Source organism: Mixta gaviniae (genome assembly GCF_002953195.1).
GTDB classification, from domain to species: domain Bacteria; phylum Pseudomonadota; class Gammaproteobacteria; order Enterobacterales; family Enterobacteriaceae; genus Mixta; species Mixta gaviniae.
In genome coordinates this window covers 2,665,989-2,689,721 of sequence record NZ_CP026377.1, presented here as the reverse complement: position 1 = coordinate 2,689,721, position 23,733 = coordinate 2,665,989, and the positions used below count along the sequence as shown (strand labels likewise).

The following is a 23,733-nucleotide window of genomic DNA, read 5'->3' as shown; positions in this document are numbered from 1 at the left end:
TGCCACTATGGGAAGACAGAAAGCAGTGATCAAAGCGCGTCGTGAAGCACGTCGGGTGCTACGAAGCGATTCACGCAGCCATCGTCAGCGTGAAGAAGAATCGGTCACCTCGCTGGTGCAAATGGGTGGGCTGGATGCGATCGGCATGGCGTGTGATTCACGCGACCGTGCGCCGATTGAAGCCCGAAATGATGCTCAGGCGCACTATCTCAACGCCATAGAGACAAAACAGCTGATCTTTGCCACCGGCGAAGCCGGATGCGGCAAAACCTGGATCAGCGCCGCGAAAGCGGCAGAGGCCCTGATTCATAAGGATGTGGACAGAATCATCGTCACCCGACCGGTGCTGCAGGCGGATGAAGACCTGGGCTTTTTGCCCGGCGACATCTCGGAAAAGTTCGCCCCTTATTTTCGCCCGGTCTACGACGTTCTGGTTAAACGTCTTGGCTCTTCCTTTATGCAATATTGTCTGCGTCCTGAAATCGGCAAGGTGGAAATCGCGCCTTTCGCCTATATGCGCGGCCGCACCTTTGAAAATGCCGTGGTGATCCTTGATGAGGCGCAAAACGTCACCGCTGCGCAGATGAAAATGTTTTTGACCCGCCTGGGCGAAAACGTCACGGTTATTGTGAATGGCGACATTACGCAGTGCGATTTGCCTGCCGGCGTAACGTCTGGACTGGCCGACGCGCTCAATCGCTTTGTCGAAGACGAGATGGTGGGCGTAGTGCGGTTTGGTAAAGAGGATTGCGTGCGATCCGCGCTGTGTCAGCGCGCGCTGCATGCGTACGATTGATTGAGTGAGTAGTCTGTAGCCCAAGCCCGAACGTGAGTTCGGGCTTTTTTATGCGCGGCGTTAACAAACGTCGGCAGGTTCGCTCAGGTAGTGAGTGCGATAGGCATACAAAAAAGCCTGAACTTTCGCTCAGGCTTTCTCGTGAAATAATGGCGGTGAGGGGGGGATGGACTCGCTTCGCTCGCCCTGCGGGCAGCCTGCGGCTGTCCAACCGGCTGCGCCGGTTGTCGAACCCGGCGGGGGTTCTCATCACCCCCCTCGTGGGTGCGATAGGCATACAAAAAAGCCTGAACTTTCGCTCAGGCTTTCTCGTGAAATAATGGCGGTGAGGGGGGGATTCGAACCCCCGATACGTTGCCGTATACACACTTTCCAGGCGTGCTCCTTCAGCCACTCGGACACCTCACCACATTGTCTGTCACCACCGCTCAGGGTGGCAACGGGGCGCTACTATAGGGAGTTGCCCTGATAGGGTCAAGCACTATTTTTCTCTTTTGTTACGCCCGGTTAAGGCGTGACCAGTTGGCGGCGCGTCACTCTGTCATAAAACCGCAATCAGAACGTAAAAAAAGGATCACCTCGCTGTCGCACACTTCTTTACACAAATTGAAATAGTGACCATAACAAGGATTAACTGGATGAAAAAGCAGCCTTTATTTGCGGTTTCGTTACTGGCGATGCTGGTGTGCGGCAGCGCCGCAGCGGAGATGGCGACCATCACGCGCGCCGCGCTGGGCGACATCACCCAGCCCGGCGGCGCACGCCGTTTTAGCGGCGAGCAGACTGAGGCGCTGAAGGCCGCCCTGAGCAATGCGCGGGCGAAAAACGTTATTCTGCTCATCGGCGATGGCATGGGTGATTCGGAAATCACCCTGGCGCGCAACTATGCCATGGGTGCCGGCGGTTTTTTTAAAGGCATCGACGCGCTGCCGGTGACCGGCCAGTATACCCATTACTCCCTTGATAAAGAGACGCATAAGCCCAGCTACGTTACCGATTCCGCCGCTTCGGCCACCGCCTGGTCCACCGGTGTTAAAACCTATAACGGCGCGCTGGGCGTGGACGTTAACGGCAAGGATCAGATGACGTTGCTGGAGATGGCGAAGGCCGCCGGCAAAGCGACCGGCAACGTCTCCACCGCCGAGCTGGAGGATGCCACCCCGGCGGCGCAGATCTCGCACGTCACCTCGCGCAAATGCTACGGCCCGGAAAAAACCAGCGAACTCTGCGCCAGCAACGCGCTGGAAAAGGGCGGCAGGGGATCGATTGCGGAACAGCTGCTGACGACCCGCGCCGATGTGACGCTGGGCGGCGGCGCGAAAACTTTTAAAGAGGTGGCGAAAGCGGGCGACTATCAGGGCAAAACGCTGCGCGAGCAGGCGGAGGCGCGCGGCTACCGGTTGGTCAGCAACCTTGACGAACTGCAGGCGGTCAGTGAGGCGAACCAGCAGCATCCGTTGCTGGGTCTGTTCAGCGACGGCAATATGCCGGTGCGCTGGCAGGGGCCGAAAGCGAGCTATCATGGCAATATCGATAAGCCTGCCGTCACCTGCGCCGTCAACCAGGAGCGTTCCGCCAGCACGCCGACGCTGGCCCAGATGACCGATAAGGCCATCAGCCTGTTGAGTAAAAACCCGCAGGGTTTCTTCCTGCAGGTGGAGGGCGCCTCGATCGATAAGCAGGATCATGCCGCCAACCCGTGCGGTCAGATTGGCGAAACGGTCGACCTGGATGAGGCGGTGCAAAAAGCGCTCGATTTCGCGCGCCGCGAGGGCAATACGCTGGTGATCGTCACCGCTGACCATGCGCACGCCAGCCAGATTGTTGAAAACGGCACCAAAGCGCCGGGCCTGACGCAGGCGTTGAATACCAAAGATGGCGCGGTGATGACCGTCAGCTACGGCAACGCGGAAGGGGAGTCGCAGGAGCATACCGGCACCCAGCTGCGCATCGCCGCCTATGGTCCGCAGGCGGCGAACGTCAGCGGCCTGACCGACCAGACCGATCTGTTCTTCACCCTGCGCGACGCGCTGGGCCTGAAGCAATAAACGTAAAAAAGGCGAGCCAGGCTCGCCTTATCCGTGTGCCGCCGCGGCGGCTTATGAAGCAGATTTCACGCGGTTCGCAAAGCTCTTACGCAGCTTCTGCAGCTTCGGCGGGATCACCGCCATGCAGTAGCCGTTACGCTGGCCCGCGCCTTCCCAGTAATCCTGATGATAAGCTTCCGCTGAGTAAAACTCTTTCAGTGGCTCGATGGTGGTGACGATCGGGTCGCTATGATCCTGCTGCGCGCGCGCGATGGCCGCTTTGGCTTCCGCTTCCTGTTCGGCGTTGGCCGGGAAGATGGCCGAACGGTACTGCGTGCCGATATCGTTGCCCTGGCGGTTCAGCTGGGTCGGATCGTGCGTGGCGAAGCTGATATCCAGCAGATCGCCATAGCTCACTTTCTCCGGATCGAAGCCGATACGGATCGCTTCGGCATGGCCAGTCGCCCCGCTGCAAACCTGCTCATAGGTCGGGTTAGGGCGATTGCCGCCGGTATAGCCGCTTTCGACCGATTCAACGCCGATGATGTCTTTAAACACCGCTTCGGTACACCAGAAGCAGCCACCCGCAATTACCGCATATTCAGTTGCCATTCTTTTACTTCTCCAGATTAGGTCCTGACGCTCAGTTTTCCATCCTCGCATAACAGGCTGTTAACGGGCAAATCACGCCGCTCTTTCTGTTTAGCAAAGCAGCCAACGGGAAAATTTTTCATGTTAAATCAGCATTTCAGGCTTAAAGTTTTGGCGCTGATCGAGCTGCCGGTCACCCATTACGCGAAACTGTCCTTCGCCGGTGTAGTGCAGGGTCTCCGGAAGCGCCAGGGCAGGATCGACATGCGCCCTGACCACTTCGAAAATAAAAAAGTTGTAGTTATCCACCAGCGCGCCGTCGTGCAGGCGGCATTCAAAGCTGGCGAAGCACTCATCAATCAGCGGCGCTTTTACCACGCTGCCGGGTTGCGCGGTGAGACCGTTGGCGGCGAACTTATCAATGTCGTCGCCGTGGCTGTTGCCGATCGCCACTACTGCGTCGATCAACTCGACGGTGGGGATATTGATCACGCATTCGCCGCTGTTACGGATCAGTTCGTGGCTGAGGTTCATGCTGGCGATCATACAGCCCAGCAGCGAGGGCGAAAATTCCAGAATGGTGTGCCAGCCGAGGGTCATAATATCGGTCTGGTTTTCCCACTGCGATGTCACCAGCGCCACCGGCCCCGGCTCCAGATATTTACGTACTTTCTCAACCGGAAAGTGGTGTTTGTTATACGTCGTCATAATGCCTCCGCAGGTGAAAGAGACGCTTATCTCAGTGTAGCGGCTGGTGTCATCCACACCAGCCGCCGCGGCAGGCAATCGCAGCTTAACGGCTGGTAAGACGAATAGCGAGGCCGCCCGCCGCCGCCAGCGTGGCCAGAGCGACCACGCCGCTCCAGCCCGCCAGCGCCAGCGCATGGCTGCCGAGCGCCGCGCCGCTGGCCATGCCGATAAACACCACGGTGAACATTACCGCGTTAAGACGGCTGCGGGCGGCCGGATCCAGGCTGTAAATCAGCGTCTGGTGCGCAATCAGCGTCGCCTGCAAACCTAAATCGAAGCCGATAGCGCTGATGACGATCACCGCAATCTGCGCCGACGGCGACAGCAGCGGCATAACAAACATCAACGCGAAAGAGAACGTTACCAGCGCCGCGCCGATACGCGTGACCTGATTGGGGCCGCGGCGATCGGCGATGGCACCCGCTATCGGCGCCGCCAGCGCGCCCGCTGCGCCCGCCAGGCCAAAGGCACCAGCGGCGGCGCTGCCGAGGTGATAGCGCTGCGCCAGCATTAGCGCCAGCGTTGACCAGAAGGCGCTGAAGGCAACCGACAACAGCCCCTGTGCCAGCGCCGCGCGGCGCAGGGCGGGGTAACGCAGCCAGAGCTGCCCCAGTGAGCGCAGCAGCGCAAAATAGGAGAGCTGTGAGGCCGCGGTAAAGCGCGGCAGCGCCCGCCAGATAGCCAGGGTAATCAGCAGCACGCCCAGCGCGGCACCGGCGTAGAGACTGCGCCAGCCGAACCAGTCGGCGACCGCGCCGCTGACCACGCGCGACAGCAGGATCCCCGCCAGCAGGCCGGTCATCACCGTGCCGACCATTTTGCCGCGCTGCTGTTCGCTGGCGAGCGCCGCCGCCGCCGGAATAATGTCCTGCGCCACGGTCGCCGCCAGGCCCATCGCCAGGCTGGTCAGCAGCAGCATGCTAAAGGTGCCGGTAACGCTGCATAACAGCAGGGTCAGCGTCAACAGCACGCCCTTCAGCAGAATGATATGACGACGATCGTAACGGTCGCCCAGCGGCGTCAGAAACAGAATGCCCAGCGCGTAGCCCAGCTGCGTCAGCGTCGGCACCAGCCCGGTATCGGCGATGCTGGCGTGAAAGCTGTCGCCCATGATGCCGAGCATCGGCTGGCTGTAATAGATAGAGGCGACGCTGAGGCCGGCGCCGCTGGCCAGCAAAAACTGCGAGCGGCGGCTGAGTCCAACCGTTTCACTGGCGGCGGTGGAAGAGAGTAACGTTGACATGGCAGTAGCTCCGAAAGCGAAAGTAGGGCTATTTTTCGCTTTCGCCGGCATAAAGGGTAGCCGTCTTCAGGGTAAAACTGTTATACGTAGCACGTATGAAAGAGCTAAACGCAATTGGCACTGACCGTATAACGTTGCTGCATACCTTTGTGCGCATTGTCGAGAGCGGCAGCCTGTCGGCCGCCGCCCAACAGATGCAGACCAGCCAGCCCACCGTCAGTCGGCGCCTGCGCACGCTGGAGCAGCTGCTTGGCGCGCGGCTGATCCAGCGCACCACCCATAGCATGAAACTGACCGACGACGGTGAACGCTGCTATCAGCATGCGCGCCGTCTGACAGAGCAGTGGCTGTTACTGGAAGATGAGCTGCACGCCGTCAGCGATGAGCCGGTCGGGGTATTAAGGGTGCGCGCGCCGCACGCCTTCGGCCAGGATCAGCTGATCGCGCCGCTGGGAGATTATCTGCGGCGCTACCCCCATACCCGTATTGAATGGACGCTGAACGATCCGACGCCCGATTTTATTGCCGAAGGCATCGACTGCGCGATCCATGTGGGCGAGGTTACCGACCCCTCAGTGGTGGCGATTTTGCTGGCGGAGGTGCCGCGCATCGTGGTTGCCGCGCCTGCGCTGCTGGCGCAGTTTCCGCCGGTGCGTCAGGTTACGGATCTCGCCCGGCTGCCGTGGCTGGCGCTGAGCATCTTTTACAGCAACGAAGTGATCCTTAACGACGCGCGCAGCGGCGAGCATTTTCAGTTTCCGATCGTGCCGCGCCTGAGCAGTGACAGCCTCTATGCGGTGCGTCGCGCCGCGCTGGACGGGTTGGGCGCAGCGATGGTTTCCGCCTGGGTGGTGAAAGAGGATCTGCAGGCGGGGCGGTTACAGCAGCTGACGCCGGGCTGGCAGGCGCCGCCGCTGCCGGTTTATCTGCTCTATCCTTATGCCAGCTACTATCCGGCGCGGCTGCGCCAGTTTATCGCGCTGATGCGTGAGGTGATGCCGCGTATCACCGGCACGCAGCCGCCGAGCCGCCAGCCGCGCCCGGGGTCTTAACCCTTTCGGCGTAGCCGAATTTTCCAATGCTGCGCGCCACGCCGCAAATTTGTCAGCAGGCCGCCTGTGGGGGATTGACCCTGGCCGCCGGCAGCGCTAATGATAGAGGCTCCTCTCTTCCTGAGAATGCCCTATGTCCGCACGTATCGTTATTGTGGTTGATATGCAAAATGGCGTGTTCACTACGCCGCGTTTCGATCGGGCGGGGCGCGCCGCCAGCATTAATCAGCTGATCGCCGCCGCCGATCACACCATCTTTATTCAGCATGAAGATGCGGATATGCAGCCGGGCAACGAGGCCTGGCAAATTCTGCCGGAGCTGCACCAGCCGCCGAATGCCTTCTATATTAACAAGCAGGCCTGCGACAGCTTCTGGAACACCGGTCTGGATGCGGTGCTGCAGCAGCTGAACGCCAACGGCTTTGTGATCTGCGGCTGCGCCACCGACTACTGCGTTGACACCACCATTAAGGTCGGCGGCAGCAAAGGCTACGCCATCAGCGTGGCGTCGGATGCGCACACCACCTCCGATCGGCGTTGGGGCTCGGCGCAGCAGCTTATCGAGCAGCATAACGAAGTCTGGGCCAACCTGATCCTGCCCGGCAACCGCCTGTATGTGGCGCCCACCGCTGAAATTGTTCAGCGCTGGCGCACCGCCGCCTGACGCGTTTCGCGCCGCGCCTTCTATACTCTCTGGTATTAAGGAGGCGCTATGTGCGGACGCTTTACCCAAATTCAATCGCGCGAAGCCTGGCTGAAAAGTCTCGAAGGCCAGGCGGAGCGCGCTATCGCCTGGGATGAACAGCCGATAGGGCGCTATAACGTTGCGCCCGGCAGCAAGGTGCTGCTGCTTAACCATCGCGACGATGCGCTGCATCTCGATCCGGTTTTCTGGGGCTACGGGCCCGCCTGGTGGCACAAAGCCCCGCTGATTAACGCGCGGGTGGAGACCGCCGCCGAAAGCAAAATGTTTCGCCCGCTGTGGCAGCATGGCCGCGCGGTGGTAATGGCGGACGGCTGGTATGAGTGGAAGCGCGAGGGCGATAAAAAGCAGCCTTACTATATCTACCAGCGCCGGCATCAGCCGCTGTTCTTCGCCGCCATCGGCCATGCGCCCTATGCGCGTGCGCAGGAAAAAGAGGGGTTTGTCATTGTCACCGCCGCCAGCGATCGCGGCATGGTCGATCTGCACGACCGGCGTCCGCTGGTGCTGGAGGCGGAAGCGGTCGGCGAATGGCTCGATCCGGAAACGTCTCCGGCGCGTGCGGTGGCGTTAAGCCAGCAGGCGGCGATGGATCCGCAGCAGTTCAGCTGGCATCCGGTCAGCCGGGCGGTCGGCAGCCCGCATCATCAACAGGCGGAGCTGGTGGCGCCAATAGAAGACCCGCTGTGCTGAAACGGAAAAAGCGAGCCTTTTTTACAAAATTCAGCCTGTTCTGAAAATCGGGCCGTGCCTGGCGAACGTCGAATTGGCGTCTATACTGTTTTGTTACGATGTCCGCCAGAAGTGGTGCGTGATGGGCAGTCGGCTCAGGGCCGGCCAGGCAACAGGTCAACCCGGGAGAGAGTCGCCATCGTTTGATATCCGGCATTATGCTACTCGTCTCAATCAGCAACGCTGTCAATCTGCCCTAACCGCATCCTTCCGCTGCATCAAACCGTTCTCTTTACGTTGGCGATTTTACCTGTGCGGGAAGCCAGGCAGCGCCAGCGAAGATTTATCAGAACAGGAGGAAGAGTGTGACAACCGTAGCAGCAAATAACCAACAACTACCCTCCCTGAGCGGCGGCCTTTACGCATTCTTTTTCGATGTGGATGGCACGCTGGCTGCTATTCAGTCACGTCCGGATAAAGCGTTTATCCCTGAGCCGGTGCGGCAGACGCTGCAGGCGCTCTATACCTTAAGCAACGGCGCACTGGCGCTGGTCTCAGGCCGACCGATTCATGAGCTGGATATGCTGGCCGCGCCGCTGCGCACGCCGGCCGCCGGCGTACATGGCGCCGAACGGCGCGGCGCAGACGGCGAGCTGCACCGCATTTCGCTGCCGGCATCGATGGGCCAGGAGCTGAGCGCGGCGCTGCATACCGCGATGGCGAAATGGCCCGGCACCCAGCTGGAAACCAAAGGCATGGCGTTTGCGTTGCACTATCGCCGCGCCAGGCAGTATGAAGATGAAGTGATGCAACTGGCGCGTTCGCTGGTTGAACGCTTCCCGACGCTGGCGCTGCAGCCAGGTAAATGCGTCGTGGAGATCAAACCACAGGGCGTGGACAAAGGAGCGGCAATAACGTCTTTTATGGGAGAAGCGCCGTTTGCCGGACGTATTCCGGTATTTATTGGTGACGACCTGACGGATGAAAAAGGATTTCTTGCGGTCAACGCGCTGCAGGGCATTTCCGTCAAGGTAGGTGAAGGCTCAAGCCAGGCGCATTATCGCCTGAAAGGCGTTGACGAGGTTCACGCCTGGCTGGAGCAGATCAAATTACAATTAAAGCAAGACAAGACAACGTCGGTAAGGAGTCAAGGTTATGAGTCGCTTAGTAGTCGTATCTAACCGTATCGCTGTACCAGATGGATCCAAGGCCAGCGCCGGTGGTTTGGCCGTCGGCATTCTGGATGCGCTAAAAACGACAGGTGGACTTTGGTTCGGCTGGAATGGCGAGATTAGCGCCATTGGTGAAGAAGATAATGAAGACGTCGATATCGTTAAGCATGAAGGCATCACCTACGCCTCTTTCCCGCTGAACCAGAATGACTACGATCTCTATTACTGTCAGTTCTCCAACACGGTTATTTGGCCCGCCTTCCATTATCGCCTCGATTTAGTACAGTTCCAGCGCGAAGCCTGGGATGGCTACTGCCACGTTAACGAGCTGCTGGCGGAACGCCTGCTGCCGCTGATTGAGCCGGACGATATTCTCTGGATCCACGATTATCATCTGCTGCCGTTTGCCGCCGAGCTGCGCAAACGCGGCGTGAAAAACCGCATTGGTTTCTTCCTGCATATTCCATTCCCTACGCCGGAAATTTTCAACGCGCTGCCGCCGCACAATGAGCTGCTGGAAATGCTGTGCGACTATGATCTGCTCGGTTTCCAGACCGAAAACGATCGTCAGGCGTTCCTTGAAAGCCTGGCGCTGCTGACGCAGCTGCAGCAGAAAGGGCCGAAACAGCATCGCGCCTTTGGGCATACCTTCTCTACTGAGGTCTATCCGATCGGCATCGAGCCGGACAGCATCAAAGAGATGGCCGAAGGCCCGCTGCCGCCGAAGATGGCCGCCATGAAGCGCGAGCTGGGCGATGCGAAAAATATTATCGCCTGCGAACGTCTCGACTACTCCAAAGGGTTGCCGGAGCGTTTCCTCGCCTATGAGGCGCTGCTGGAGAACTATCCGCAGCATCGCGGCAAAATCCGCTATTCGCAGATTGCGCCGACCTCACGCGGCGACGTGCAGGCTTATCAGGATATCCGCCACCAGCTGGAAACAGAGGCAGGGCGTATCAACGGTAAATATGGCACCCTGGGCTGGACGCCGCTTTACTACCTGAACCAGCATTTCGATCGCCGTCTGTTGATGAAGATTTTCCGCCTGACCGATGTGGCATTGATTACGCCGCTGCGCGACGGTATGAACCTGGTGGCGAAAGAGTATGTCGCGGCGCAGAACCCTGAGGATCCGGGGGTACTGGTGCTGTCGCGCTTTGCCGGCGCAGCCAACGAGCTGACCTCCGCGCTGATCGTCAACCCGTACGATCGCGATGAAGTGGCGGCAGCGCTCGATAAAGCGCTGACCATGTCGCGTACCGAGCGTATTTCCCGTTATAACGACATGATGGATATCCTGCGTAAAAACGATATCAGTCACTGGCGCGAAAGCTTCCTGCAGGACCTGCGTGCGATTACGCCGCGCACCGAGCAGGATGCAGCGGATAATAACGTGGCGAACTTTTCCCGTCTCGCCTGATTTATTTCGCCCAACGCATCGACAGGGACGTTGATGCGTTATTTATGTCGTTACCTCTTTTCTTCTCTTTTTTCTCTTTCTTCTCTGTTTTCCTCTCCCTGAGGTATTTACCGCCTCGTTGTTATTTCGTCTTGCCCTCTTTTTATTCCACGCTGCGCACCTCCTGCGCCTGGTGCCTCCGGCCGCCTTTTTCGGGCGCTGCGCACAACGTCTGCTTCTTTCCCGTCGCCATGAGCAGGTTCGCTGCCTCCCGCTCAGCCGGTTTTCGCCGCAACGCGAACAGCTGGCGCATCCCGTTCAGGCTATTTTTTCCCCGGTGAGGCGGTTTGCCGCATCCTGTTGCCCCTGTTTTTATCACCCCCGGCGGCTGAATGCGCCGCGCCGTCGGCAAAACCGCGTAGTGGTTTATGTCACTGCGCGGACCGCAAACGGGATCTCCGGCGGAGAGGAGGCGAAGGCGAAATGGTAAGCCAGCGAAGCGAAGCGGGGGAGGCCGTTTATTGTCGCGACAATGTAGCCTGGGTGAACGCACTGTGCTGACGGGTAAAATCCCGCAGGAAATGCTGCGTTTTCCCTTACGAATGGATCGGGCTAAAAAGTAGCGGTGGAGCAAAATTCGCCTGGTTTTTATGCAGTCGACGCTTTTTTCTGGAAAACAGGCGCCTGCGGCATAAAGAATGGCGCAACAGTGCCGATAGTAGCTGGGTGCAGCTGCACCCTTCTGCTAAAACATTCATATCCCTTATGTCACAGCTTGTTACACCTGCTGATGCCCTCTATACACTTACGCTTCACTGTTAACGAACCGTTGTCGAAACGCCGTCACGACCGCCAAATTTCCCCCGCAGGATAATCATCCTCGTTCGAAACGATTACGCTAAGTGATTAATATCGCGACGCCTTTAATGCGGTCCAACCAGTGTTAAATGCTGCACTTACAAAAATTGACAGTTGTTAATGTCAGGTAACGCCGATTTCGCGAAGTGCTGGCATGGAATTGGATAAAAAGCAAACTTTTGAAACAGAAATGTTAAATTTAAGATAAAAATTTAGCAAAAAGTGGCTTTATTGGTTGCGTTCTGCACTATTCACAAGCGTTACTGATGGATTTTTTTAGGCGATTTGCCTTAAAAGTGTGATCTGGATCACACTTTATCTAAAATTTTACCTGTCGCTCGTTGTATGTCGAAATCAGAGGGGATACATTTGCACTGCTTTCGGAATAATCTTAAAAAACTGTAAGCGAACGTCACGGAAGATGGTTAGAACTCAAGTAATACATGGCCTGGAGTTATGACTATTACTGATTCAGGATCCCGGTGGGATGTGAAACAACTTCAGAAAACGTTTGGCTACCGCCTCTGCTTTTTTGCCATCTTTAGATTTACCAGCCAGCAACCAAGAATGCGGTAACCATTCCGCACAGTTAAAAGTAGTGTTAGTCAGGATGGGAAAAGAATGGGTACGTCCGAATTATTAAAACATATTTACGATATTAATTTGTCATATTTGCTGCTTGCTCAACGTTTAATTAACCAGGAAAAAGCCTCTGCAATGTTTCGCCTTGGCATCGATGAAGCTATGGCGGATGCGCTGTCGCAGTTAACGCTGCCAGAGATGGTTAAATTAGCGGAAACTAATCAGCTGGTATGCCAGTTCCGTTTTAACGACCACAACATTATTAACCGCCTGACGCAGGAATCGCGTGTGGATGATTTACAGCAGATCCATACCGGTATTTTATTATCCAGTCGTTTATTGCGCGACGCTGCTAAAGACGAAGCGCCGAAAAAGAGGGCGGTATAATGAGCGAAAAAAGTATTGTTCAGGAAGCGCGCGATATTCAGCTCGCAATGGAACTGATCACGCTCGGCGCGCGTTTACAAATGCTGGAAAGCGAAACACAGCTCAGCCGCGGCCGCCTGATTAAACTCTATAAAGAACTGCGCGGTAGCCCGCCGCCGAAAGGCATGCTGCCGTTCTCGACCGACTGGTTTATGACGTGGGAACAGAATATTCACGCGTCGATGTTCTGCAACGCCTGGCAGTTCCTGTTGAAAAGCAAACTGACCAAGGGCGTCGATGCGGTCATCAAAGCGTATCGCCTCTATCTTGAGCAATGTCCTCAGTCGGATGAGGGCCCCTTGCTGGGCCTGACGCGCGCCTGGACGCTGGTGCGTTTTGTTGAAAGCGGCATGCTGGAACTTTCCGACTGCAAATGCTGCGGCGGAAGCTTTATTAACCATGCGCATCAGCCAGTTGGCAGCTTTGCCTGCAGCCTGTGCCAGCCGCCATCACGTGCGGTAAAAAGACGTAAACTTTCAGCAGAGAGTGCCGATAACCTTTCACAACTGCTGGATGAACAGGTTAAACACGCCGTTTAAGTTTGTTCGCATTGTGGAATGACATCCAGCAGCGGTTTTTAACCGCTGCTTTTTTTTTGCCTCCACATTGCCGAATAACGCCTCGGCTCTCTGGCTTAACTTCCACCAACACGTTACTGACGTAAGGATTTATTGTGCTGGTACTTTTGGGTTATATCCTCGTTGTTGGCTCGGTGTTAGGCGGCTATATGATGGTCGGCGGTCACCTGGGCGCGCTTTATCAACCGTCCGAACTGGTCATTATCGGCGGCGCCGGTATTGGCGCTTTTATCGTCGGAAATAGCGGCAAAGCGATTAAAGCAACCTTAAAAGCGCTGCCGCTGCTGTTCCGCGGTTCTAAATATAATAAAGCTGTCTATATGGATTTGATGGCGTTGCTCTATCGACTGATGGCGAAATCGCGTCAGCAGGGCATGATGTCGCTGGAACGCGATATTGAAAACCCAAAAGAAAGTGAAATTTTCGCTAATTACCCGCGCATTCTGTCCGATAACAAGTTGGTGGACTTTATCACCGACTATATGCGGTTAATGATCAGCGGCAATATGAACGCGTTTGAAATCGAAGCACTGATGGATGAAGAGATCGAGACCTACGAGCATGAGTGCGACGTACCAGCGCAAAGTATCGGCGCCATGGGCGACTCGCTTCCCGCTTTCGGTATCGTGGCGGCGGTCATGGGCGTGGTACATACCCTGGCCTCGGCGGATCGTCCGGCAGCGGAGCTGGGCGAGCTGATCGCGCATGCGATGGTCGGTACCTTCCTTGGCATCCTGTTGGCGTACGGCTTTATTTCGCCGCTGGCGTCGGTGCTGCGTCAGAAGTGTTCGGAAAACACCAAGATGATGCAGTGCATCAAGGTGACGCTGCTCTCCAGCCTGAATGGCTATGCGCCGCAGATCGCCGTGGAATTTGGTCGTAAAACGCTGTACTCCACCGAGCGTCCGTCGTTCACCGAACTGGAGGAACACGTACGCAACGCGAAATCAGCCGGTAAACAGACTTCGGGCCAAGACGCATGAACAACCAGAATCACCCCATCATAGTAGTAAAAAAGCGCAAGCATAAAAAACATGAGGGCGGTCACGGCTCATGGAAAATCGCCTACGCCGACTTTATGACCGCAATGATGGCGTTTTTCATGGTGATGTGGCTGATTTCGGTCGCCAACCCTAAGCAGCTGACGCAGATTGCCGAATATTTCCAGACGCCGCTGAAGGTGGCGTTATCCGGCGGTCAGCGCAGCAGCGACAGTGAAAGTCCGATTCCTGGCGGCGGCGACGATCCGACCCGCAAGGATGGCGAAGTACAGAAGCATGTCGATTTGGATGCGGAAAAGCGCAAGCTGGAAGAGATTCGTCTTAACCGCCTGCGCGAGCGCCTTGACCAGCTGATCGAGTCCGACCCGCGCCTGAAAGCGCTGCGGCCGCACCTGATCATCAACATGGTGGAAGAGGGGCTGCGCATCCAGATTATCGATAGCCAGAACCGGCCGATGTTTAAAACCGGCAGCGCTCAGGTTGAGCCTTATATGCGCGATATTTTGCGCGCTATTGCGCCGATCCTGAACGATCTGCCGAACAAAATCAGTCTTGCAGGCCATACCGACGATTTCCAGTATGCAACGGGCGACCGTGGCTACAGCAACTGGGAGCTGTCGGCCGACCGCGCCAACGCCTCACGTCGTGAGCTGGTGGCCGGGGGACTCGATGGCAGCAAAATGCTGCGCGTGGTGGGCATGTCCGACACCATGAGGCTGAAAAATCGCGGCGGCGATGAGGCGGTTAACCGTCGCATCAGCCTGCTGGTGCTGAATCACGACACGCAGGCGCAAATCGAAAAAGAGAATGCCGAAAGTGACGCGACGCAGTTAAGCGATCCGCAGAGCATTAAACAAATTACCGCGCCGGCGCAGCCCTCTGACGCGGCGATAACCCCAGATCATCAACCCTCGCAGGCCGCGTCGGTCAGTCAGGAGCAGCCGGTGACGCAAGTCGCTCCCGCTCCCGTCACTCCGCCGCAGCCTGAGGGCGACTCACAGCAGAGGTGATAACCGTGAGCATGGATATCAGCGATTTTTATCAGACGTTCTTCGATGAAGCTGACGAGCTGTTAGCGGACATGGAGCAACACCTGCTGGGTCTCGACCCGCAGGAGCCGGATTCGGAACAGCTTAACGCCATCTTCCGTGCGGCCCATTCCATTAAAGGCGGAGCTGGCACCTTCGGCTTCGTGGTTTTGCAGGAAACCACGCATATTCTGGAAAACATTCTGGACGGTGCGCGCCGGGGCGAAATGCAGCTCAGCACTGACATCATCAACCTGTTTTTGGAAACCAAAGATATTATGCAGGAACAGCTCGATGCCTATAAGGCGGGCCAGGAGCCGGACGCCGACAGCTTTAAATATATCTGCGAAGCGCTGCGTCAGCTGGCGTTAGAAGCGAAAGGCGAAGCGATTGCGCCGGTGAAAACCCTGGCCGCCGCGGAGCCTGCCGCCGCGCCGGCCTCCACCGGCCTGCGGCTGAAGCTGAGCGCGCTGAAGCCAAACGAAGTGGCGCTGCTGCTCGAAGAGCTGGGCAACCTCGGCACCGTCAGCGATGTGATCAAAGGCGAAAACAGCCTTGAAGCGACGCTTGATTCCTCCGTTGCTAAAGACGATCTGGTTGCTGTTCTCTGCTTTGTGATTGACGAGGCGCAGATCAGCTTCCCGGAAGCGGGCGCGGCACAGCCGGCGGCGGCGGAACCGGTAGCGGCCGAGCCGGCGCCGGTGGCGACCACCATGGCGGAAGCGGAAATCGCGGCAACGCCGGCCAACGTGACCGAACTGGCGCCGGCAGCGAAGCGCGAGCCGAAGAAAGTCGCGCCGGCGAAAACCAGCGAATCAAGCAGCATCCGTGTTGCGGTCGAGAAGGTCGATCAGCTGATCAACCTGGTCGGCGAACTGGTGATTACCCAGTCGATGCTGGCGCAGCGCTCCGGCGCGCTCGATCCGGTGGCGCACGGCGACCTGCTGAACAGCATGGGCCAGCTGGAGCGCAACGCGCGCGATCTGCAGGAATCGGTGATGTCGATCCGTATGATGCCGATGGAGTATGTCTTCAGCCGCTTCCCGCGTCTGGTGCGCGACCTGGCCAGCAAGCTGGGCAAAGAAGTTGAGCTGACGCTGCTGGGCAGCTCGACCGAACTCGATAAGAGCCTGATTGAACGTATTATCGATCCGCTGACGCACCTGGTGCGTAACAGCCTCGACCACGGCATCGAGTCGCCGGAAAAACGCCACGCCGCCGGCAAAAGCCCGGTAGGCAACCTGACGCTCTCCGCAGAGCATCAGGGCGGCAATATCTGTATCGAAGTGATTGACGACGGCGCCGGGCTTAACCGCGAACGTATTCTGGCCAAGGCGCTCTCATCCGGCCTGCCGGTTAGCGATACGATGAGCGACGAAGAGGTCGGCATGCTGATTTTCGCGCCGGGCTTCTCTACTGCCGAGCAGGTGACCGATGTATCAGGTCGCGGCGTCGGCATGGACGTGGTGAAACGAAACATCCAGGAGATGGGCGGCCACGTCGAGATCGCCTCGAAGCAGGGCAAAGGCACCACCATTCGCATTCTGCTGCCGCTGACGCTGGCGATCCTCGACGGCATGTCGGTACGCGTGGCGGACGAAGTCTTTATCCTGCCGCTGAACGCGGTGATGGAATCGCTGCAGCCGCGCGCGGAAGATCTGAAACCGCTGGCGGGTGGCGAGTGCGTGCTGGAAGTGCGCGGCGAATACCTGCCGCTGGTAGAGCTGTGGAACGTATTTGATGTGCAGGACGCGAAAACCGAAGCGACCCAGGGCATCGTGGTGATATTGCAAAGCGCCGGAAAACGCTATGCGTTGCTGGTCGACCAGCTGATTGGTCAGCATCAGGTTGTGGTTAAAAACCTTGAAAGCAACTATCGCAAAGTGCCGGGCATCTCCGCCGCCACCATCCTCGGCGATGGCAGCGTGGCGCTGATTGTCGATGTATCGGCACTGCAATCTTTAAACCGTGAGAAACGCGTGGCCGGCGCCGCGTAATCGTAACCAATTAAGGGCAAAGCTATGACTGGAATGGCAAACGTAACGAAACTGGCCGGTGAAACCGTCGGACAAGAGTTTCTGGTATTCACCCTCGGCGATGAAGAATATGGGATCGATATTCTCAAGGTGCAGGAGATCCGCGGTTACGATCAGGTGACCCGCATCGCCAATACCCCCGCGTTCATTAAAGGGGTGACCAACCTGCGCGGCGTAATCGTGCCGATTATCGACCTGCGCATTAAATTCGCGCAGCCGGGCGTGGAATATAATGACAACACCGTGGTGATCGTACTGAATCTGGTGCAGCGCGTGGTCGGCATCGTGGTGGACGGCGTCTCCGACGTGCTGTCGCTGACTAACGATCAGATCCGTCCTTCCCCGGAGTTTGCCGTGACCATGTCCACGGAATACCTGACCGGTCTGGGCGCGCTGGGCGATCGCATGCTGATCCTGGTTGACATCGAAAAGCTGCTGAGCAGCGAAGAGATGGCGCTGATGGATACGCTGCGCAGCGCGTAAGCGTGCCAGCGCCCCGAACGATGTTCAGGGGGAGCGGAATAAAAAAGGGCGACGTGAAGTCGCCCTTTTTTTATGCTGAGAAATGTCCCATCAACCGTCGGCGATCGTACAGCGATATGTCTTAACGCCGGTGAATAAAACCGCAGACGCGATCGCGTTAAAACGCAGCCATTAATCATCAACAAACAAACATAACGCAGGACGTTAACATCTTTTCCACCTGCTGGTATTAATCGATTTTTCTGAATGCACAAATAAAACACACCTTTGCCCGCTGTTTATTCGCTTAAAAAAACAGGCTGCTTTTCACGCCGCGTCGCTTTGTTTTTTTCATTTAATCCATCCTGAAAATTTCCATTTTAAAACAGCCTGTTATTAATTTAACCGATAAAAAATTTATGTTTTTTTATGAAACACCGAAGAATTAGAACAGTGTCAGTGTGAATTATCTGATGACAACGCCGGTATCTGACGACTGCCGAAAAAGGCGTCATAAGGCAATGATCGTCGCGTGGAGATCAATTAACCTGCGCGCGCTGTTTTACGCTGTTGCGTCGCCCGCGGGCATTGCCGGTATGCGATAAACAATAAGGGACTTGTATGTTTAAAAATATGAAAATAGTGACAGTATTATTTTTGATACTGGCCATATTCGGCGTGATGCAGCTGGCCACCAACGGGCTTTATTTTAATGCGGTGCGGGAAAACCGCGCCAGCATCGCCACGGAGCAAACCGACAGCGCGCGCCGCAACCAGCTGCATCAGCTGTGGGCCAGCCTGCTGCAGACGCGCAGCTCGTTGAACCGCGCCGCGCTGCGCATCAATATGTTCTCAACGGAGAACAATACCGATGCGGAAGCGGATGCGCTGCTGGCGCTGGCGACCCGTCAGCTGGCGGACGCGGACGCGAAATTCGCCGAATTCCAGAACATGAAACAGCTTAATATGCAGAAGCCGGATCATCTGGCGCTGATCGAAAATTACACCAACCTGCATCAGAAGCTGCAGGAGTTGAATGCGTTTCTCAGCAAACGCGATATTCAGTCGGCGCTGGCGCAGCCGACGCAGCGTTATCAGGAGGCGTTTGAGCAGGCCTATAACGACTGGCTGACGAAGAACCGCGAAAAAGCCAGAGAAGGGCTGCTGGAAAGCGAGGAAAACTACAATGAATCGCTCGGCCTGGCGATCATGATGCTGCTGCTGATCACCGTGGCGCTGGGTGGCATGTGGATTATTCTGCAGCGCATCCTGCTACGTCCGCTGAATCACGCCATGGGCCACATTAACCGCATTACCGAAGGCGATCTGACGGCGAAAATCGATATTCAGAGCCGCAACGAAATGGGCCAGCTGGCGGCAAGCCTGCGCACTATGCAGCAGTCGCTGGCGCGTACCGTGCGCGACGTGCGCAGCGGCGCGGACGTGATCTACACCAGCGCCAGCAAGATCTCTCTCGACAGCGGCGATCTGGCGTCGCGCACCGAACAGCAGGCTGCCTCGCTGGAGGAGACCGCTGCCAGCATGGAAGAGCTGACCGCCACGGTGAAACAGAATGCCGACAACGCGCGTCAGGCATCGCAGCTGGCGCTGAGCGCCTCGGAAACCGCGCAAAAGGGCGGCAAGGTAGTGGACGGCGTGGTGCAGACCATGAGCGAAATTGCCGAAAGTTCGAAGAAAATCGCCGATATCATCAGCGTGATTGATGGCATCGCCTTCCAGACCAATATTCTCGCGCTGAACGCGGCGGTGGAAGCGGCGCGCGCCGGCGAGCAGGGGCGGGGCTTCGCGGTGGTGGCGGGCGAGGTACGCAGCCTGGCGCAGCGCAGCGCGCAGGCGGCGAAAGAGATTAAAGATCTGATTGTCGATTCGGTCAGCTGCGTCGATACCGGCTCGGTGCTGGTCAATAGCGCCGGTGAAACCATGAGCGAGATTGTCAGCGCGGTGAACCGCGTCACCGATATTATGGGCGAAATCGCCGCCGCCTCCGACGAACAGAGCCGCGGCATTGAGCAGGTGGGCCAGGCGGTAACGGAAATGGATGGGGTGACGCAGCAGAACGCCTCGCTGGTGGAGGCCTCTGCCGCCGCCGCCGCCGCGCTGGAGGAGCAGGCGAGCCGCCTTGGCAAAGCGGTCGCGGTCTTTAACCTGCCGGCGGGCGAAGCCGTTGCCCGCGAAGCGCATGCCACGCCGGCGCTGACGCTTAAGCCAGCCGTCGGCCAGGAGAAACCGGCCGCCGCCGCCGGGGAGAATTGGGTCACTTTCTGATTGCGCTTTTACCTTTCTTTACCTTGCCGATGCCGTCAGCCGACGGCATCGCTTTTTCTTTGCCATCTTCACGCGATTTCCGCTGAATTTTGCCCCTGCGGTAATAAACGTTAGCCATCCTGTGCCGATAACGTACTGGTAGTTAATTTATTTCTTAATACCAGGGGTATGTATGTTAAAGCGAATCAAAGTCGTAACCAGCCTGATTGCCGTGCTGGTTATTTTCGGCGCGATGCAGCTGCTTGCGGGCGGGCTGTTTTTTCACGCGCTGAATAAGGACAAGAACAATTTCTCCGTTTCACAAACGTCCAGTCAAAACATCGGGGCGTTGACTGACGCCTGGATCGCCCTTAACCAGACGCGCATTACGCTTAACCGCGGCATGCTGCGCCTGCAGAGCGATATGGCCGGCAATATCAACGGCGGCGGGCTTGACGCACTGGTGCAGCAGAGCCGCAGCCAGCTGGCGGAAGCGGATAAGCACTACCGCGAATTTCAGTCAATCCCGAACACCCCGGGCATGGATGACGCGCTGTCGCGACGTATGGACGATAAATACACTTCGCTGGCGAAAAGCCTGAGCGAAATGACCGATATGCTGTCAGCTCGTCAGCTGGAAGCGATGTTCAAACAGAACATCGAACAGAAGCAGAATGAGGCGCAGGCCACCTATAGCGAATGGCGCGGCGCGCAGGCAGTGCTGTCGGCGAAAGGGGTAGTGGATAACGAAAGCGCGTTTAACACCATGCTCTGGATCCTCGGTACGGTCATGGCGCTGGTTATCGCCGTGATCGTTCTCTGCTGGTTCGGCCTGCAGCGCATTCTGCTGCTGCCGCTGCAGAACGTGATACAGCATATCCAGGCTATCGCCGCCGGCGATCTGACGCAGCCTATCGAAGTCGAAGGGCGCAACGAAATGAGCCTGCTGGCCGCCAGCCTGAAGAACATGCAGCAGGAGCTGGTGCGTACCGTCAGCGACGTGCGTGACGGCTCTGACGCTATCTACACCGGCGCCAGCGAAATCACCGCCGGCAGCAACGATCTCTCTTCACGTACCGAGCAGCAGGCCGCCTCGCTGGAGCAGACCGCCGCCAGCATGGAAGAGCTGACCGCCACGGTGAAACAGAACGCCGAGAACGCCCGTCAGGCGTCGCAGCTGGCGCTGAGCGCCTCTGAGACCGCGCAGAAAGGCGGCAAGGTGGTGGACGGCGTGGTGAAAACCATGAGCGAGATCGCCGGCAGCTCGAAGAAAATCGCCGATATCACCAGCGTGATCGACGGCATCGCCTTCCAGACCAATATCCTCGCGCTGAACGCGGCGGTGGAAGCGGCGCGCGCCGGCGAGCAGGGCCGCGGCTTTGCGGTGGTGGCGGGCGAAGTGCGCAATCTGGCGCAGCGCAGCGCCCAGGCGGCGAAAGAAATTAAATCGCTGATTGAAGATTCCGTGGCGCGCGTCGATACCGGCTCCGCGCTGGTAGGAACCGCCGGCGAGACGATGAGCGATATCGTCAGCGCAGTCACCCGCGTCACCGACATCATGGGTGAGATCGCCTCTGCGTCCGACGAGCAGAGCCGCGGTATCGACCAGGTGGGCCTGGCGGTGACCGAGATGGATCGTGTGACGCAGCAGAACGCCGCGCTGGTGGAAGAGTCCGCTTCGGCCGCTGCCGCGTTGGAAGAGCAGGCGAGCCGCCTCAGCCATGCCGTATCGGTGTTCAAGGTACGTCAGGGTCAGGCTGGCCGCACGACGGCGCTGAAGACGCCGACGCTCAGCAAGCCTGCCGCGCTGAAGCCGAACGCCGCGCCTGCCGCTGCCGACGGCAACTGGGAAACCTTCTAATTCTTCAGGCGTTTGGCAAAAGCGCAGTGTTAAAACCGGACGCCGTCGCCCGACGGCGTCCGTTGCCGCTTTTACTTTTGATCTCTTCTGACGGCACGCCCTGTACCGCAGTTAATTTCAGATAAGGATAAAGATCTCGCCTGCTGTGCCGATAAATCCAGTCATTCAACCACGCGTTAAGGTCCACCATGTTTAAGCATATTAAAGTTGTGACGGCACTGGTAATGGTGCTGGCGATATTCGCTGTACTGCAGGTCGCATCCAGCGGTCTGTTCTTCAACGCCCTGAAAGGGGATCGGGAAAGTTTTGTGCTGTCGCAGCAGATCCAGCGCGAGCAGATCAGCCTGAACGCCACCTGGGTCGCCCTGATTCAGGCGCGCAACACCCTTAACCGCGCCGGCATTCGCTACATGCTGGACGCCAACCATATGGGCAGCGGTAGCACCGTGGCCGAACTGGTGGCGATGGCTAACGAGCAGCTGCAGACGGCGGATAAAAATTTCGCCGCCTATAACCAGGAGCTGCCTGACGATATAAAAAGCATGCCTTACCTGACGGCGGTAAGCGACAAATACAAAGTGCTGCATGACGCGCTGGGCCAGCTGGTGCAAATGCTGGGCGCTGGCGACCTGAAAGGATTCGTTGATCAGCCGACGCAGGGTTATCAGAACGATTTTGAAACCGCCTACAACAACTGGGCGCAGACCACCAGCACGCTGATGGCCGCCGGCGCCGAGCAGAATGAAGATGCCTACCAGCGTTCGCTGTGGATTATCGGCATCGTGCTGGCCATTCTGGCGGGCGTGGTTGCACTGGTCTGGACCGGCATGCATCAGATCCTGCTGCGTCCGCTGAAAACCACCATTGAGCATATTCGTCATATCGCCAGCGGCGACCTGACGCAGCCTATCGTGGTGGAAGGCCGCAACGAAATGAGCGTGCTGGCGGAAAGCCTGAAGAACATGCAGCAGGAGCTGGTGCGTACCGTCAGCGACGTGCGTGACGGCTCTGACGCCATCTACACCGGCGCCAGCGAAATCACCGCCGGCAGCAACGATCTCTCTTCACGTACCGAGCAGCAGGCCGCCTCGCTGGAGCAGACCGCCGCCAGCATGGAAGAGCTGACCGCCACGGTGAAACAGAACGCCGAGAACGCCCGTCAGGCGTCGCAGCTGGCGCTGAGCGCCTCTGAGACCGCGCAGAAGGGCGGCAAGGTGGTGGACGGCGTGGTGAAAACCATGAGCGACATTGCCGGCAGCTCGAAGAAAATCGCCGATATCATCAGCGTGATCGACGGCATCGCCTTCCAGACCAATATCCTCGCGCTGAACGCGGCGGTGGAAGCGGCGCGCGCCGGCGAGCAGGGCCGCGGCTTCGCGGTGGTAGCGGGCGAAGTGCGCAACCTGGCGCAGCGCAGCGCCCAGGCGGCGAAAGAAATTAAATCGCTGATTGAAGATTCCGTGGCGCGTGTCGATACCGGTTCTGTACTGGTTGAAAGCGCCGGCGAGACGATGAGCGATATCGTCAGCGCTGTCACCCGCGTGACCGACATCATGGGCGAAATTGCCTCTGCGTCCGACGAGCAGAGCCGCGGTATCGACCAGGTGGGCCTGGCGGTGACCGAGATGGATCGTGTGACGCAGCAGAACGCCGCGCTGGTGGAAGAGTCCGCTTCGGCCGCTGCCGCGCTGGAAGAACAGGCCAGCCGTCTCAGTCAGGCGGTCGCAGTGTTCAGAATTCGTAAAGAATTCGCCGCCGCCGCCGTTAACGTAAATATGGCAGCGAAAAAAGCGCCGGGCGCAGCGCCGACAACGGTAGCGCGCAAGGCCGCCGCCTCCGACGAGAACTGGGAAACCTTCTGATTCTCGCCGGCTGCAGGCAGTAAACGATAAGAAAGACGTGTTGACGGAAAAGTCGGTGAGAGGGGCAGGTAGAGGTTTCATTCTGATAGCGAGGGCGGCAGACAACGCCTGCGCCGCGATATCAGAACGTTTCTGCCCCGCTTCAAATGAGGGGGACGGCGCCACCGCCGCGCTCCTTAAGGCCAGATCGGGTCACACAGCAGAATGCCGCGCTGATCAGGAAGCGGCAGCGGCCACGGATTAGCGCGACGCCCCGATAGTCGGGCCAGACAGCCATAGCGCACCATGCGCCGCAGGCGGGTAAGGCAGGCAAGCAGGGCGAGAAGCTGACAAGCCATCGCCAGGAAGTGGCGCCTTTAAACTTTAAAC

At 58.0% G+C, this 23,733-nt stretch carries 18 protein-coding genes, 1 tRNA gene and 1 pseudogene; 16 read left to right on the top strand and 4 right to left on the bottom strand.

Going from position 1 to position 23,733, the window contains the following annotated elements; genetic code table 11:
- The first annotated feature begins 7 nt into the window (after window positions 1-7).
- Complete coding sequence (gene phoH / locus C2E15_RS12565; protein ID WP_104957665.1) at window positions 8-796, top strand: phosphate starvation-inducible protein PhoH; 789 nt, start codon at window positions 8-10, stop codon at window positions 794-796.
- Between the two features lie 320 nt (window positions 797-1,116).
- Here the strand turns inward: phoH and C2E15_RS12560 are convergent.
- Window positions 1,117-1,204: transfer RNA gene (locus C2E15_RS12560), tRNA-Ser, on the bottom strand.
- 230 nt (window positions 1,205-1,434) lie between these two features.
- Between C2E15_RS12560 and phoA the strand changes: the two genes are divergently transcribed.
- The gene (phoA, locus tag C2E15_RS12555) at window positions 1,435-2,844 is read left to right on the top strand and encodes an alkaline phosphatase (protein WP_104957664.1); all 1,410 of its coding nucleotides are present in this window, start codon (window positions 1,435-1,437) and stop codon (window positions 2,842-2,844) included.
- A 51-nt stretch (window positions 2,845-2,895) separates the two neighbouring features.
- On the opposite strand, the gene msrA is transcribed toward phoA, so the two are convergent.
- The 3 genes from msrA to C2E15_RS12540 all read right to left on the bottom strand — a co-directional run bounded on the left by msrA (window position 2,896) and on the right by C2E15_RS12540 (window position 5,407).
- On the bottom strand, window positions 2,896-3,435 hold the full coding sequence (msrA, locus tag C2E15_RS12550) for a peptide-methionine (S)-S-oxide reductase MsrA (RefSeq protein ID WP_104957663.1): 540 nt from the start codon (window positions 3,433-3,435) through the stop codon (window positions 2,896-2,898).
- A 123-nt stretch (window positions 3,436-3,558) separates the two neighbouring features.
- Entirely contained in the window at window positions 3,559-4,122 is a 564-nt protein-coding gene (locus C2E15_RS12545; protein WP_104957662.1) for a flavin reductase family protein, read from the bottom strand.
- 85 nt (window positions 4,123-4,207) lie between these two features.
- Window positions 4,208-5,407: an MFS transporter gene (locus tag C2E15_RS12540; RefSeq protein ID WP_104957661.1), complete on the bottom strand. Its 1,200-nt coding sequence runs from the start codon at window positions 5,405-5,407 to the stop codon at window positions 4,208-4,210.
- Window positions 5,408-5,502: 95 nt separating this feature from the next.
- Here C2E15_RS12540 and C2E15_RS12535 point away from each other — a divergent pair, with 95 nt between their 5' ends.
- The 14 genes and pseudogenes from C2E15_RS12535 (at window position 5,503) to C2E15_RS12470 (ending at window position 23,364) form a co-directional block, all read left to right on the top strand.
- A complete protein-coding gene (locus tag C2E15_RS12535) occupies window positions 5,503-6,459 on the top strand; it encodes a LysR family transcriptional regulator (RefSeq protein WP_104957660.1) in 957 nt (318 codons plus the stop codon).
- 133 nt (window positions 6,460-6,592) lie between these two features.
- A complete protein-coding gene (locus C2E15_RS12530; protein WP_104957659.1) occupies window positions 6,593-7,123 on the top strand; it encodes an isochorismatase family protein in 531 nt (176 codons plus the stop codon).
- 48 nt (window positions 7,124-7,171) lie between these two features.
- Window positions 7,172-7,855, top strand: coding sequence for an SOS response-associated peptidase family protein (locus C2E15_RS12525; protein WP_104957658.1), 684 nt, complete (start codon window positions 7,172-7,174; stop codon window positions 7,853-7,855).
- 344 nt (window positions 7,856-8,199) lie between these two features.
- A pseudogene (gene otsB / locus C2E15_RS12520) lies at window positions 8,200-8,993 on the top strand (trehalose-phosphatase).
- Window positions 8,990-10,426, top strand: coding sequence for an alpha,alpha-trehalose-phosphate synthase (gene otsA / locus C2E15_RS12515; protein WP_104957656.1), 1,437 nt, complete (start codon window positions 8,990-8,992; stop codon window positions 10,424-10,426). The pseudogene otsB and the gene otsA overlap by 4 nt, the downstream one beginning before the upstream one ends.
- Window positions 10,427-11,884: 1,458 nt before the next feature.
- Window positions 11,885-12,232: a flagellar transcriptional regulator FlhD gene (gene flhD, locus C2E15_RS12510; RefSeq protein WP_084971407.1), complete on the top strand. Its 348-nt coding sequence runs from the start codon at window positions 11,885-11,887 to the stop codon at window positions 12,230-12,232.
- Window positions 12,232-12,810, top strand: a complete 579-nt coding sequence (gene flhC / locus C2E15_RS12505) for a flagellar transcriptional regulator FlhC (protein WP_104957655.1) — start codon at window positions 12,232-12,234, stop codon at window positions 12,808-12,810. Before flhD ends, flhC begins: the two co-directional genes overlap by 1 nt.
- A gap of 134 nt (window positions 12,811-12,944) precedes the next feature.
- Window positions 12,945-13,832, top strand: a complete 888-nt coding sequence (gene motA, locus C2E15_RS12500; protein ID WP_104957654.1) for a flagellar motor stator protein MotA — start codon at window positions 12,945-12,947, stop codon at window positions 13,830-13,832.
- A complete protein-coding gene (gene motB, locus C2E15_RS12495; protein WP_104957653.1) occupies window positions 13,829-14,860 on the top strand; it encodes a flagellar motor protein MotB in 1,032 nt (343 codons plus the stop codon). Before motA ends, motB begins: the two co-directional genes overlap by 4 nt.
- Before the next feature lie 11 nt (window positions 14,861-14,871).
- Entirely contained in the window at window positions 14,872-16,875 is a 2,004-nt protein-coding gene (gene cheA, locus C2E15_RS12490) for a chemotaxis protein CheA (protein WP_245912404.1), read from the top strand.
- 24 nt (window positions 16,876-16,899) lie between these two features.
- The gene (gene cheW, locus C2E15_RS12485; protein ID WP_104957652.1) at window positions 16,900-17,397 is read left to right on the top strand and encodes a chemotaxis protein CheW; all 498 of its coding nucleotides are present in this window, start codon (window positions 16,900-16,902) and stop codon (window positions 17,395-17,397) included.
- 600 nt (window positions 17,398-17,997) lie between these two features.
- The gene (locus tag C2E15_RS12480; RefSeq protein ID WP_104957651.1) at window positions 17,998-19,662 is read left to right on the top strand and encodes a methyl-accepting chemotaxis protein; all 1,665 of its coding nucleotides are present in this window, start codon (window positions 17,998-18,000) and stop codon (window positions 19,660-19,662) included.
- 172 nt (window positions 19,663-19,834) lie between these two features.
- Window positions 19,835-21,502: a methyl-accepting chemotaxis protein gene (locus C2E15_RS12475; RefSeq protein WP_104957650.1), complete on the top strand. Its 1,668-nt coding sequence runs from the start codon at window positions 19,835-19,837 to the stop codon at window positions 21,500-21,502.
- A gap of 188 nt (window positions 21,503-21,690) precedes the next feature.
- Entirely contained in the window at window positions 21,691-23,364 is a 1,674-nt protein-coding gene (locus tag C2E15_RS12470; RefSeq protein ID WP_104957649.1) for a methyl-accepting chemotaxis protein, read from the top strand.
- Window positions 23,365-23,733 lie beyond the last annotated feature (369 nt).

Coding starts and splice junctions, on each gene's coding strand:
- phoH (WP_104957665.1), top strand. CDS start 8: ATGGGAAGACAGAAAGCAGTGATCAAAGCGCGTCGTGAAGCACGTCGG.
- phoA (WP_104957664.1), top strand. CDS start 1,435: ATGAAAAAGCAGCCTTTATTTGCGGTTTCGTTACTGGCGATGCTGGTG.
- msrA (WP_104957663.1), bottom strand. CDS start 3,435: ATGGCAACTGAATATGCGGTAATTGCGGGTGGCTGCTTCTGGTGTACC.
- C2E15_RS12545 (WP_104957662.1), bottom strand. CDS start 4,122: ATGACGACGTATAACAAACACCACTTTCCGGTTGAGAAAGTACGTAAA.
- C2E15_RS12540 (WP_104957661.1), bottom strand. CDS start 5,407: ATGTCAACGTTACTCTCTTCCACCGCCGCCAGTGAAACGGTTGGACTC.
- C2E15_RS12535 (WP_104957660.1), top strand. CDS start 5,503: ATGAAAGAGCTAAACGCAATTGGCACTGACCGTATAACGTTGCTGCAT.
- C2E15_RS12530 (WP_104957659.1), top strand. CDS start 6,593: ATGTCCGCACGTATCGTTATTGTGGTTGATATGCAAAATGGCGTGTTC.
- C2E15_RS12525 (WP_104957658.1), top strand. CDS start 7,172: ATGTGCGGACGCTTTACCCAAATTCAATCGCGCGAAGCCTGGCTGAAA.
- otsA (WP_104957656.1), top strand. CDS start 8,990: ATGAGTCGCTTAGTAGTCGTATCTAACCGTATCGCTGTACCAGATGGA.
- flhD (WP_084971407.1), top strand. CDS start 11,885: ATGGGTACGTCCGAATTATTAAAACATATTTACGATATTAATTTGTCA.
- flhC (WP_104957655.1), top strand. CDS start 12,232: ATGAGCGAAAAAAGTATTGTTCAGGAAGCGCGCGATATTCAGCTCGCA.
- motB (WP_104957653.1), top strand. CDS start 13,829: ATGAACAACCAGAATCACCCCATCATAGTAGTAAAAAAGCGCAAGCAT.
- cheA (WP_245912404.1), top strand. CDS start 14,872: ATGGATATCAGCGATTTTTATCAGACGTTCTTCGATGAAGCTGACGAG.
- cheW (WP_104957652.1), top strand. CDS start 16,900: ATGACTGGAATGGCAAACGTAACGAAACTGGCCGGTGAAACCGTCGGA.
- C2E15_RS12480 (WP_104957651.1), top strand. CDS start 17,998: ATGTTTAAAAATATGAAAATAGTGACAGTATTATTTTTGATACTGGCC.
- C2E15_RS12475 (WP_104957650.1), top strand. CDS start 19,835: ATGTTAAAGCGAATCAAAGTCGTAACCAGCCTGATTGCCGTGCTGGTT.
- C2E15_RS12470 (WP_104957649.1), top strand. CDS start 21,691: ATGTTTAAGCATATTAAAGTTGTGACGGCACTGGTAATGGTGCTGGCG.